The 11,651-nt window shown below is 66.1% G+C and carries 14 protein-coding genes and 1 other RNA gene; 6 read left to right on the top strand and 9 right to left on the bottom strand.

Going from position 1 to position 11,651, the window contains the following annotated elements:
- Nucleotides 1–151: 151 nt before the first annotated feature.
- The 8 genes from AOA14_RS14195 to AOA14_RS14160 form a co-directional block, all read right to left on the bottom strand.
- The gene (locus tag AOA14_RS14195; RefSeq protein ID WP_062902263.1) at nucleotides 152–487 is read right to left on the bottom strand and encodes a YbaB/EbfC family nucleoid-associated protein; all 336 of its coding nucleotides are present in this window, start codon (nucleotides 485–487) and stop codon (nucleotides 152–154) included.
- A complete protein-coding gene (locus AOA14_RS14190; RefSeq protein ID WP_409372269.1) occupies nucleotides 484–2,217 on the bottom strand; it encodes a DNA polymerase III subunit gamma/tau in 1,734 nt (577 codons plus the stop codon). Before AOA14_RS14190 ends, AOA14_RS14195 begins: the two co-directional genes overlap by 4 nt.
- Nucleotides 2,218–2,276: 59 nt before the next feature.
- Nucleotides 2,277–3,323: a hypothetical protein gene (locus AOA14_RS14185; RefSeq protein ID WP_202988273.1), complete on the bottom strand. Its 1,047-nt coding sequence runs from the start codon at nucleotides 3,321–3,323 to the stop codon at nucleotides 2,277–2,279.
- 94 nt (nucleotides 3,324–3,417) lie between these two features.
- Nucleotides 3,418–4,542 carry a hypothetical protein gene (locus AOA14_RS14180; RefSeq protein WP_202988272.1) on the bottom strand — a complete coding sequence of 375 codons (1,125 nt, stop codon included), beginning with the start codon at nucleotides 4,540–4,542 and terminating at the stop codon, nucleotides 3,418–3,420.
- A gap of 1 nt (nucleotide 4,543) precedes the next feature.
- Nucleotides 4,544–4,641, bottom strand: an RNA gene (gene ffs / locus AOA14_RS14175) — signal recognition particle sRNA small type.
- 41 nt (nucleotides 4,642–4,682) lie between these two features.
- Nucleotides 4,683–5,591 carry a class A beta-lactamase gene (gene bla / locus AOA14_RS14170; protein WP_062902260.1) on the bottom strand — a complete coding sequence of 303 codons (909 nt, stop codon included), beginning with the start codon at nucleotides 5,589–5,591 and terminating at the stop codon, nucleotides 4,683–4,685.
- On the bottom strand, nucleotides 5,591–5,929 hold the full coding sequence (locus AOA14_RS14165; RefSeq protein ID WP_120694163.1) for a 2Fe-2S iron-sulfur cluster-binding protein: 339 nt from the start codon (nucleotides 5,927–5,929) through the stop codon (nucleotides 5,591–5,593). Before AOA14_RS14165 ends, bla begins: the two co-directional genes overlap by 1 nt.
- Nucleotides 5,926–7,011 (bottom strand): cysteine desulfurase family protein, encoded by a 1,086-nt coding sequence (locus AOA14_RS14160; protein ID WP_062903180.1) that lies wholly within the window; start codon nucleotides 7,009–7,011, stop codon nucleotides 5,926–5,928. Before AOA14_RS14160 ends, AOA14_RS14165 begins: the two co-directional genes overlap by 4 nt.
- A gap of 211 nt (nucleotides 7,012–7,222) precedes the next feature.
- Here AOA14_RS14160 and AOA14_RS14155 point away from each other — a divergent pair, with 211 nt between their 5' ends.
- A complete protein-coding gene (locus tag AOA14_RS14155) occupies nucleotides 7,223–7,879 on the top strand; it encodes an alpha/beta hydrolase (RefSeq protein WP_003044467.1) in 657 nt (218 codons plus the stop codon).
- Nucleotides 7,880–8,027: 148 nt separating this feature from the next.
- Here AOA14_RS14155 and AOA14_RS19865 read toward each other — a convergent pair whose 3' ends face one another.
- Nucleotides 8,028–8,165, bottom strand: coding sequence for a hypothetical protein (locus AOA14_RS19865; RefSeq protein WP_238929793.1), 138 nt, complete (start codon nucleotides 8,163–8,165; stop codon nucleotides 8,028–8,030).
- A gap of 179 nt (nucleotides 8,166–8,344) precedes the next feature.
- On the opposite strand from AOA14_RS19865, the gene rpiB reads away from it, so the two are divergent.
- From rpiB to AOA14_RS14130, 5 genes are read left to right on the top strand one after another with little or no spacing between them, the layout of a single operon-like run.
- The gene (gene rpiB / locus AOA14_RS14150) at nucleotides 8,345–8,797 is read left to right on the top strand and encodes a ribose 5-phosphate isomerase B (protein ID WP_062902259.1); all 453 of its coding nucleotides are present in this window, start codon (nucleotides 8,345–8,347) and stop codon (nucleotides 8,795–8,797) included.
- The gene (gene glyA, locus AOA14_RS14145) at nucleotides 8,794–10,101 is read left to right on the top strand and encodes a serine hydroxymethyltransferase (RefSeq protein WP_062902258.1); all 1,308 of its coding nucleotides are present in this window, start codon (nucleotides 8,794–8,796) and stop codon (nucleotides 10,099–10,101) included. The genes rpiB and glyA overlap by 4 nt, the downstream gene beginning before the upstream one ends.
- Nucleotides 10,102–10,106: 5 nt before the next feature.
- Nucleotides 10,107–10,325, top strand: coding sequence for a hypothetical protein (locus tag AOA14_RS14140; protein ID WP_062766734.1), 219 nt, complete (start codon nucleotides 10,107–10,109; stop codon nucleotides 10,323–10,325).
- A 3-nt stretch (nucleotides 10,326–10,328) separates the two neighbouring features.
- Nucleotides 10,329–10,793, top strand: coding sequence for a transcriptional regulator NrdR (gene nrdR / locus AOA14_RS14135; protein ID WP_062902257.1), 465 nt, complete (start codon nucleotides 10,329–10,331; stop codon nucleotides 10,791–10,793).
- A 2-nt stretch (nucleotides 10,794–10,795) separates the two neighbouring features.
- On the top strand, nucleotides 10,796–11,548 hold the full coding sequence (locus tag AOA14_RS14130) for an RNA methyltransferase (protein ID WP_062902256.1): 753 nt from the start codon (nucleotides 10,796–10,798) through the stop codon (nucleotides 11,546–11,548).
- Nucleotides 11,549–11,651: the final 103 nt, after the last annotated feature.

Genomic DNA, 11,651 nt, shown 5'->3' with positions numbered 1-11,651 from the left:
GGGCATCTCTCCTCCCTGTGGCAAAGCCATGGGGAGGTGGCAGCCCGAAGGGCTGACGGAGGGGCCAATGACGCAATGTCGTCGCCCCTCACCACCGCCTGAGGCGGTGGTCCCCCTTCCCCATGGCTCCGCCACAGGGAGGATCAATTCGTCAAAACGGCAGCTTGAACCCGGGCGGCAGCGGCAGGCCGCTGGTCATCTTGCCCATTTCCTCGTTGCTCGCCTGATCGGCCTTTTCGCGCGCGTCATTGAACGCAGCGGCAAGCAGGTCTTCGAGCATCTGCTTTTCGCTAGGAACCATCAGGCTGTCGTCAATCGCGATCGCCTTGATCCGGCCCTTGGCGGTCGCGGTAATCCTGACCAGGCCGCCGCCCGAAACGCCCTCGACCTCGACATTGTCGAGCTTCGCCTGCGCCTCCTGCATCTGGGCCTGCACCGTGGCAGCCGCTTCCTGCGCCGCCTTCATCATTTCTTCGATCGATTTCATGGGGCGGACTTATGGCGATTGTCGCCATCCTCGACAAGTCTTGCGTCGGGAAATGCCGCCAAAACGGCCTTTACCACGGGCAGTTCGCGGATTCGCGCATCATTGTCGGCCAGTTTCGCGGCGCGCATTTGCGCCAGGCTGGGCCGGCCTTCACCCTCGCCCGCGCGCACCGACCAGCGATTGCCCGTCGCCGCGAGCAGCGCGTCGGCCAGATCGCGGGCAAAGCCTTCGCCGAGCGCCGGCACGGGCGCGAACGTCAGCGTCCCCGGTTCGAGCGCGATCAGCCGCATATGGTCATAGACGTCGACCGCAAGCCGATGATTGCCCGTCGATTCCAGCAGCTGGTGAATCTGCGCGATGGTCAGCGCCGCAGGGGGCGGTGCTTCCACCGCCTCGACCGTCGCCGGCGGCGTGGCGGCCGCAACCGGCGCGCCGGGCGTATCGCCGCCGGGCTCAGGCTGCGGCGCCGCAAGCGGCATCGCCGGAACGCCGCCCGATTCGAGCAGCTTCGCCAGTTCGCCCGGATCGGGCAGCGACGCTGCATAGATCACGCGCAGCAACAGCATTTCCAGATGCTCGAGCGGATTGTTCGCGCGCAGCACCTCGTCATGCCCCTTGAGCAGCAATTGCCACAGCCGGTTGAGCGGTGCGAAGCCCAGCTTCTGCGCCCAATCGCCGATGCGTTCGCGGTCGGCGGCGGCCAGCGCCGGATCGTCGTGGCGCGCCACCTTGGCCAGCGTCACCGCATGCGTCAGGTCCATCAACCCACGCACCATCGCGACCGGCTCGATCCCAAGCGCATATTGCGCGCGCGCAAGGTCGATCGCGGCACCCGCATCGCCGCCAAGCACGGTCGCCATCAACTGCGCAATCGCCGTGCGGTCCGACAGGCCCAGCATCGTGCGGACCTGGTCGGCCGAAATCCGCCCGCCGCCCGCGCCATCGGCTTCCAGATCGGCGTGGGCAATCGCCTGGTCGAGGATCGAAAGCCCGTCGCGCACCGATCCTTCGGCGGCATTGGCGATCAGCCAGATGGCGGGCGCCTCGGCCTCGACGCCCTCTTTCTGCAGGATCGAACTGAAATGCGCGAACAGCATGTCGGGGGTAATGCGCCGCAGATCGAACCGCTGACAGCGCGACAGCACCGTCACCGGCACCTTGTTCACCTCGGTCGTCGCGAAGAGGAATTTGACGTGCGGCGGCGGCTCTTCGAGCGTTTTCAGAAGTGCGTTGAACGCGTTACGCGACAACATATGCACTTCGTCGATGATATAGATCTTGTAGCGCGCCGACACCGCGGCATAGCGCACCGCCTCGATAATCTCGCGGACGTCGTCGACGCCGGTGTTCGACGCCGCGTCCATCTCGATCACGTCGATATGACGCCCTTCGGTGATCGCGCGGCACGGCTCGCACACCCCGCACGGGTCGATCGTCGGCCCACCCTGCCCGTCGGGGCCGATGCAGTTGAGTGCCTTGGCGATCAGCCGCGCGGTCGACGTCTTGCCGACCCCGCGCACCCCGGTCATCAGGAACGCATGCGCCAGCCGATCGCGCGCGATCGCATTGCCGAGCGTGCGCACCATCGCATCCTGCCCGATCAGTTCGGCAAAGGTCTGCGGCCGATATTTGCGGGCAAGGACGCGGTATGGCCCGTTCGAGGCGGACGCGGGCGGCGCCTCTGGCAAGTCCATGCCCAGCATCGGAGTGTCGTCGGCGGAATCGTCCATAGCCGGTCTTTAGGATGCGCCGCGCCGATTGTCGAAGGGTATGCGCGCGCCGCCGCGCGTCAGGTCGCCGCGCCCAGAACCGCCTCCGCCATCAGCTTGACCGCCGCATCGGGATTCGCGCGCTGCTCGATCAACCAGAGCATCTGCGCCGACGCGGTGATCGGATCGGCCACCGGCCCGTCGGCGCAGCCGGCAAGGTCGAAGGTCGGCGCCTTGTCGGCCGCCGGATGGACGCCGCTATTCTGGGCATAATCATAATATTCGCGCACCGGCAGGCACACGACGCGGGCGCTGTAGGGGCCGGCGGGAAAAACGCCGCCCCGCGCCGTATGGCTTTGCGAGAAACTGTCCTGGATCAGATGCAGCAAAGCCCCGGCCGCGCGCTTGCGTGCCAGATCGGCTGCGACATCGCCGGTCAATTCGCTGCATTTGGTCGACGCGAAGGGATTGCGGCATTCGAGCGTGAACAGCGTATGCACGCGCCACGCCTTATAGCTTTTCCCGCCTTCGGTCCGGTCGTCGCAATAGGGAAAGCCGGGCGGCGCAAAAGCTTCGGCAAGTGCGGGAGATTGGCTTCGGAAATAGGTGCAATATCCCGTCGTCGCATCAACGCCCTGCCCTGTTGCGATGGCAAAGGCCGCGCGCGTCCAGCCGAGGATCTTGGCGCGGGTTTCGGATGGCGCCTCGCCCGCCGTCGGGCGCATGGCGTGCAGGAATTGCAGCGCGCCATAATGGCTGTTGCACATCAGGCCGCCAAAGGGCTTGCCCGGCCCGACATGCCTCTTGCAGCGTTCGGCGCCAAGATTGACCGCAATCTTGCCCAGGCCCGTCGCACTGATCTGGCGCGTCGGATCGTCCGGCCAGCGGACGGCATTGGCGTAGACCGACCCGCCAATGTCGGTCGCCGCAAACTCGGCCGCGGTGCGGGGCAGCGGGCAATGGCTGGGCAAGGCACCGGCGGCGGCAGCAAGGCACCGCTCGGCCAGCGCGGTCAGCCGCTCATGATTGGGCTGTTTCGGTTTGATCTCATACGCCGTCGAGGTCTGCACCGCCCCCATTACGAGCAAGACCGCCATGCCCAGTCCGGCCGGAACAAGATATCTCATGCCCATCCTCCCCTGCTGCGACGCGCAGGGTGTGCGGGCAATTGCGGGCGGTCAAGCCGTAGTCTTGGCTATGACCGGAGGAAAAACGAAGAGCTTAATCCAGCGGAATATCCAGTCGCGCAGCTTCCGCCGCCCATGCCGCGCTCACGGCCTTTGAACGCTCCGCGCGCTGCCACAGATCATTCGCCACGAAATTTGCAACCCTCGCATAGGCTTCGCATATCCGTCGCGGCTCACGCGATTTCCGGGCCTCTTCCAGCTCCGGCATCGCCTCAAGTGCACCGGTCATAGCCGCCAGCGGATCCTCTTGCGCAGCTGCGTTACGCGCGTCCTCCGCCGCATATTGCAGCTCGTCGAGACGAGCCGCATCGACCTTGCCCGACTTTTCAAGGCGCCAGCGCTGCCACCGCGCCAGCCTATCCCAATAATCCTGTTGATCGCCGACCTGATCGACATAGGCGTCGGTCCCGCCATCGAACATTGCCGCTGCCTGCGCCTGCGTCTCCAGATCGATGCATCGGGCAGACGTAAGCGGTGCCGCTGTAACCGGCGCCGGTTCCTGGGGCCGCCGTGCATCCTCGGGCAGCACCCCCTCAGCTTCGAGCCTGTCGAGCGCCAGCAGATCGGCACGCCCGCAAGCAAGCGTGAGTTGGCCGGCGCGCCAGCTCAACCCCGCGTATAGGGTTCCCGACATCCCCTTTTCGTCTGTTGTCCGCGTGAAAATATGATCGGCATCCGCGATCTCAGGAGCGGTCGGCACGGACTCGTCGGCCGCATCGAACAGAGGACGCCAGCCATCGCGTTGGAACCCCGCTACCATCATCGTCTCGGCTGCCGATCCCGCGTCCGACTCGGCGATCGGGCCCCGAAACTCGACCAGCATCACACGGCCGGACCAGTTGGTCGTGACAAGGTTTACGCGGCTGAACGGGGCGGGAAAAGATTCGCCGCCCGGCTTAGATTCGCCCAATCGCGCTTCATACCTCGGCACTCCGAACCGATATGGCCCGGCCTTCTGGAGTCCGCACAATCGCGACAAGGAGGCGCCGGTGGCCGCGGGTTCCGCGGCGAAAGTCTGTCCAGACGTCGCCATCGCCAAAATCGTCGCGATCGCTGCCCACAGGTGCATATATTCCTCCCCCAATCTACAGAGGATTGGCGGGCCATTTCGACAAGAGCAAGGACGAATAAAGCCAGTCCGGACAGCTCTGAATTTCATGAGGGGTGGGAGCCGGAACGACCCGCAGCGAATTCGTTGCGGCTGCTTCCTTCCGGACCTGACCGGGTTGGCGAAGACTGCGTCCGCCCGACTCCCGGCGCGCATATGGCGGCGGTGGGCGCGAATTGCAAGCGGCGCGGCTATTCGGTGCGGTCGCCCGTCACCGCGCGCGCCACATCGGCGATGATCGCGTTGGCGGCGTCGCCCTTCAGCGCGGGGCGGTCGAGATAGACGGCGATCATATATTTGTCGCCCCCCGGCTCCTCGACGAACGCCACGTCATTATAGGCGGTACCACACGACCCCGTCTTGTCGCCGACAGGCCAGGTTCTGGGCAGCCCGGCGCGGATGCGTTCAAGCCCGGTCTCGCTCTTGACCAGCCAATCGCGCAGCATCGTGCGATAGGCGGTGTCGAGCTTGTCGCCGAAGATATAGGCGGCCGCGCTCTTCGCCATCGCCGCGGGGCTGGTGGTATCGCGCGGATCGCCCGGAATATTGGCGTTGAGGTCGGGCTCCATCCGGTCGAGCCGCGTGACCAGATCGCCGGTCGCCTGAACATGATCGGTGAAGGCGGTCGGGCCACCGAAATGATCGAGCAGCAGATTGGCGGCGAGATTGTCGCTGAGCACCACGGCGTCCTCGGCGGCGAAGCCGATACGATATTCGCCCTTCCCCTCCGCATCGAGCAGGCGCTCGGCGCCCGGCGAGTACGGCAGCAGTTCGGCGCGCGTGAAGGGCAGCGGCGTGCGCAGCGACACACCGTTCTTCGCCGCGGTCAGCGTTTGTGCCGCGAGCAGCAGCTTGAAGGTCGAGCACATCGCAAAACGCTCGTCGGCGCGGTGGCCGACGATCAGCTTCCCGAACTGGTCGGTAACGGCAACGCCCAGCCGACCGCCGCTTTTCTTTTCCAGTGCCGCGATCCGGTTCGCGACGCTCGCCTGCGCGCTGTCGCGGGCGCTGTTGGTCGCGGCAGGCGACGACGCGCACCCGGCCAGCGTGACGACGGCGGCGAGCGTCAGGGCAAAGCCCACAGCGCGCCGGCGACGCATCAGCGCGGCCCCTGCATGTTGCGGCTTTCGGACGGGATATGAACGGTCAGACCGTCGAGATCCTCGGTCAGTACGATCTGGCACGACAGGCGGCTGGTCCGGCGCACCCCGGCGGCAAGATCGAGCATATCCTCCTCCATCTCGCTGGCGGGCGGCAGGCGGCCGAAATCCTCCTTCGCGACGATGACATGGCAGGTCGAACAGGCCATCTGCCCCTCGCACGTCCCTTCCAGCGGCATCATATGCGCCTGCGCCACGTCGAGCAGGATCGAACCCGGTTCCGCGACGACTTCGGTGCGTCCCTTGCCATCGGCATGGATGAAGGTGACGCGCATCAATTCACTCCCTGCAAGCGGACCGCATCCTTGATGGCATTCAGCCCGTCGCGCAACGCCTGTTCGGACGTATAGCGTCCCCAACCGAGACGGATGGAGGCGCGCGCGTCGGCTTCGCTGATGCCCATCGCGCGCAGCACATGGCTGACCTTGCCCGATCCGCTGCCACAGGCGCTGCCCAGCGAAAAGGCGACGCCGCGCGCATCGGACATCAGCCGCAGCCCGTTGACCCCTTCGCGTCGGATATTGAGATTGCCGTGATAGCGCTGGCTTTCGGCGCCGTTGATCGTCCACTCGGGCAGCATGTCCATCGCGAGCGACCACAGGCGCTCGACATGCGCAGCGTCGACCTCCAGACGGTCGGCCGCCAGCGCCGCCGCCGCACCGAACCCGGCACAGAGCGCGGGCGAGACGGTCCCCGATCGCAGCCCCTGTTCCTGCGCGCCGCCCAGCATCAGCGGCGGCAAATCGACGCCGTCGCGAATCCACAGCGCGCCGATCCCCTTGGGCCCGTGAATCTTGTGCGCCGATACGGCGATCAGGTCGGGCCCTTCGGGGATCGCGATGCGGCCGAACCCCTGTACCGCGTCGCACAGCAGCAGGCTGTTCTTCGCATGCGCCGCCGCGGCGAAATCGGCGACCGGCTGGATCGTCCCGACCTCGTTGTTGACCAGCATCGTCGCGACGATACCGCCTTCAGGAATCAGCGCCGCGTCGGGCGGCAGCGCCAGCCCCGCCGCATCGACCGGCAGGATCGCCGCGTCCAGCCGCTCGAGGCACTGGAGCGATGCGGCATGTTCGATGCTGAGCCCCGCAACCCCGCCGGGCATCGCGCGCGCACCGCAGAAGAGCGCCCAGTTCAGCGCCTCGGTCGCGCCCGACGTGAAGATGACGCGCCCCCCGCGCGGCAACAGCGCCGCCACCTGATCGCGCGCAACCTCGACCGCCGCCGCCGCCGCGCGCCCTGCCTTGTGCGTGCTCGCGGGGTTCGCAAAGCTGTCGCCGTCATCGCCAAGCCATCGCAGCATCGCCTCGCGCGCTTCGGGAGCGAGCGGGGTCGTGGCCTGATAGTCGAGGTAGATCATTTGCGGCATTTGCCCGCTAATCGCGTTGGTGTCGAGCTACGCTCTCTCTTTCTCGTCGGATGACCAACAAGAGTAGGAATCGCCTTCTATTGCGAACGATTCGCAAAAGTTGCAAGTTGAGACCTATTTTCTATATAGGCGCGACCTTCGCTCCGCCACCCCGCCAACCGGCGATTCGGCCGGGAGCTCAAAAAAGATAAGAGGTGCTTCCATGCCCGACGTCATTTTCCCCGGCCCCGAGGGCCGCATCGAAGGTCGTTTCTCGCCCCCGCCGCGTCCGCGCGCACCGGTTGCGCTGATCCTTCACCCGCACCCGCAGGGTGGCGGCACGATGAACGACCGCATCACCCAGGCGATGTACAAGAGCTTTGTCGCGCGCGGCTTCGCCGTGCTGCGCTTCAACTTCCGCGGCGTCGGCCGCAGCCAGGGCACGTTCGACAATGGCATCGGCGAATTGTCCGATGCCGCGGCAGCGCTCGACTGGGTCCAGTCGATCCACCCCGAGGCGCAGACGACCTGGGTCGCCGGCTTCAGCTTCGGCGCCTGGATCGGCATGCAGCTTCTGATGCGGCGCCCTGAAATTCGCGGCTTCCTGTCGGTCGCGCCGCCGGCGAACATGTACGACTTCAGCTTCCTCGCGCCCTGCCCGTCGTCGGGTATCATCGTCGCGGGCGGCCAGGACGAAATCGTCCCGCCAGGCGCGATCCAGAAGCTCGTCGACAAGCTGCGCACCCAAAAGGGCATCACCATCCACCACGACGAGATTCCGCGCGCCAACCATTTCTTCGAGCATGAACTCGATCAGCTGATGAAGTCGCTCGACAATTATCTCGACATGCGGCTTGCGCCCGATTCACCGATCCGCTGAGCTTCAAATCCTCCCTGTGGCGAAGCCATGGGGAGGTGGCAGCCTGAAGGGCTGACGGAGGGGCAAATAGCGCGAATCCGCCGCCCCTCCACCACTCGCTTCGCGAGCGGTCCCCCTCCCCATCGCTACGCGACAGGGAGGACCGATATCATTTCACCGGAACCAGCCAGATGGCGACATTGGCGAACATGATCAGCGCCGCGACAACCATCAGCAGCGCGCGGCGGCGGTCGCCGCTGCGAAACACCATGACCCCACCGCCCAGCAGCGCGATTCCGCCCAACATGACGATAGAAAGCAATAGGTCGCCCATGCCCGGCGCTCTACGGGCGGCAGGCCGGCCGGTCAAACCCGCTTTGTGACAAAATAGCGGCGAAAAAGCCGCTGCCGCTTATGGCCAATCCGCGGCGCTTCGCTTAAAGCGCGCTCATCCGATTCCCTCAACGCCCCAGCGGGAGACGCGCCGTGCGCATCGCCATTGCATCCGACCATGCCGCCACCGACCTGAAGGCGCTGCTCGCCGACTGGCTGCGCGGCGAAGGGCATGAGGTTGCCGACCTCGGCACCCATGGTCCCGAGAGCGTCGATTACCCCGATTATGGCTACCGCCTCGCCGCTGCGGTCGCCAATGGCAGCGCCGATAAAGGCATTGCGCTGTGCGGGTCGGGCATTGGCATCTCGATCTCGGTCAACCGCAATCCGGCGTGCCGCTGCGCCCTGGTGTCCGAGCCGCTGTCGGCGAAGCTTGCCCGCGAACATAATGACGCGAACGTCATCGCGATGGGTGCGCGGCTGACGGGCATCGACATGGCCAAGGCCTGCGTCACCGCCTTCCTGACCACCGACTTCGCCGGCGACCGCCACGCGCGCCGCGTCGACAAGCTTTCCCACCCGCCCGTCCTGGAGAACAGCCAATGACCACCGACACGCTCGACAAGCCCATCAAATCGGCCGGCTATTTCACTGACGGCGTCGCCGCCACCGACCCTGCAGTCGCCGCAGCGATGAAGCATGAGCTGGAACGCGAACAATATCAGATCGAACTGATCGCCTCGGAAAACATCGTCTCCAAGGCGGTGCTCGAGGCGCAGGGGTCGGTCTTCACCAACAAATATGCCGAAGGCTATCCGGGGCGCCGCTATTATCAGGGCTGCGCGCCGTCGGATGAAGTCGAACAGCTCGCGATTGATCGCGCGAAGCAGCTTTTCGACTGCAACTTCGCGAACGTCCAGCCACACTCGGGCGCGCAGGCGAACGGGGCGGTGATGCTGGCGCTGACCAAGCCCGGCGCGACGATCCTCGGCATGAGCCTCGATGCCGGCGGCCACCTCACGCACGGTGCGGCGCCTGCCATGTCGGGTAAATGGTTCAACGCCGTCCAATATGGTGTGCGCGCCGACGATCATCTGGTCGATTTCGACCAGGTCGAGGCACTGGCGAAGGAACATCGCCCCGCGCTCATCATTGCGGGCGGCTCGGCCTATCCACGTACGCTCGACTTCGCGCGCTTCCGCGCCATCGCCGACGATGTCGGCGCGCTGCTGATGGTCGATATGGCGCATTTCGCGGGCCTCGTCGCCGGCGGCGCCCACCCCTCGCCGATGGAGCATGCGCATGTCGTCACCACGACGACGCACAAGACGCTGCGCGGCCCGCGCGGCGGCATGATCCTGACCAATGACGAGGCGATTGCGAAGCGCATCAACTCGGCGGTGTTCCCCGGCCTCCAGGGCGGCCCGCTGATGCACGTCATCGCCGCCAAGGCGGTCGCCTTTGGCGAGGCGCTGCGCCCCGAGTTCAAGGACTATGCGAAAGCGACGATCGCCAACGCGCAGGCGCTCGCTAACCGGTTGAAAGCGCGCGGTGCTGATGTCGTCGCGGGCGGCACCGACACGCATCTGGCGCTCATTGACCTGCGTCCGCTCGGCATCACCGGCCGCGACGCCGACGAAGCGCTCGAACGCTCGGCGATCACCTGCAACAAGAATGGCGTGCCCTTCGATCCGCTGCCGCCGGTCAAGACCAGCGGCATCCGCGTCGGATCGCCCGCGGGCACGACGCGCGGCTTCGGCATCGCCGAGTTCGAGGAAATCGGCGACATGGTCGCCGACGTGCTCGAAGCGCTGCGCGACAAGGGCGAGCATGGCGATGCCGATGCCGAGGCGAATGTCCGCGGCCGCGTCCGCACGCTGTGCGAACGCTTCCCCATCTATCAGGGATAAGGGCGATGGCGCGGCAGCACCCCGAAGAACCGACGCTGGTCGAACTGACGATCGAAGAGGTCAAGGCGATGGGCAAGCAGGGGATCGATCATCCCTCGACGCGGCCGGTCATCACCGGCGGCGTCGTCGGCGCGATCGCGGGTGCGGTGCTGCCCGTCGTGACCTGGCCGGTCGGCCTGTTCGCGGGCGCGGCGATCGCGCTCTATACGCGGGTGAAGCGCTAACCCATGCGCTGCCCCTATTGCGGACATGAAGACAGCCAGGTGAAGGACAGCCGTCCGACCGAGGACGGCGCCGCCATCCGCCGCCGCCGCCAGTGCGAGGATTGCGGCGCGCGCTTCACCACCTTCGAGCGGATTCAGTTGCGCGAAGTTGCCGTCCTCAAGGCCGACGGCCGCCGCGAACCCTTCGACCGCGAAAAGCTGATGCGCAGCGTCCAGATCGCATGCCGCAAACGCCCGATCGACGGCGCGCGGATTGAACGGCTGGTGTCGGGCATCCAGCGCCAGCTCGAAACCTCGGGCGATAACGAGGTTCAGGCGACGCAGATCGGCGCGATGGTGATGGAAGCGCTCAAGGGCTTCGACAATGTCGCCTATATCCGCTTCGCCAGCGTCTATCGCGACTTCACCGAAGCCCGGGATTTCGAGGAATTCGCCTCGTCGATCACCGAGGCAGCGAAGCAGGGCTGACCGTGACGGATCTGGCCCCTCCCCCCGTCATTGTCCTCGTGCGCCCCCAACTTGGCGAGAATATCGGCAAGGCAGCGCGCGCGATGCTCAATTTCGGGTTGACCGAACTGCGCCTCGTCGCGCCGCGCGATGGCTGGCCGAACCCCGATGCGGGGCCCGCCGCATCGGGGGCCGACGTGGTGCTGGCCGAGGCGCAGGTATTCAATACGCTGGCCGATGCGGTCGCCGATTGCCAGACCATCTATGCGACCACCGTGCGCAAGCGCGGGGTTTCCAAGCCCGTGTTCACGCCCGAAGAGGCGGCAAGTCAGGTTCATGCCAGCGCCGGACGGTCGGCCTATATCTTCGGGCCCGAGCGCTCGGGACTGGAAACCGACGACGTCGCGTTGGCCCACAGCATCGTCACGGTGCCGATCAACCCCCAGTTCGGGTCGCTCAATCTCGCGCAGGCGGTGATCCTGCTCGCCTATGAATGGTCGAAGCATGTCCCGAGCGGGGGCAAGGGAGGCATCGCGCTCGCCAGCCCGCCGGACGTCCCGCTCGATCCCCCCGCCCCGCACGGCGAGCTAGAGGAGTTGATCCAGCATTTCGTCCGCGACCTCGACAAGGCCGGCTATTTCTTTCCCGAGGAACGGACCGAGGCAACGCTGCGGACGCTGCGCACCGCGCTGACGAAGACCGGCTGGTCGCACAACGACATCCGGATGATGCACGGGATCGTGACCATATTGGGCCGCACGCCCCGCGCGCGGTAAGTCGTCCGCCGCAACGGAATTGACAATTTCTTCGCATCGTGCTGCGGTGCAGCATCGTTGGCCCGCCGCCGCAGAATTGCGACGCGGCTCTCCCCGGGAGTAG

This window comes from Sphingopyxis terrae subsp. terrae NBRC 15098 (genome assembly GCF_001610975.1).
Classification (GTDB): Bacteria; Pseudomonadota; Alphaproteobacteria; order Sphingomonadales; family Sphingomonadaceae; genus Sphingopyxis; species Sphingopyxis terrae_A.
This window is presented reverse-complemented; position numbering and strand designations above follow the sequence as displayed.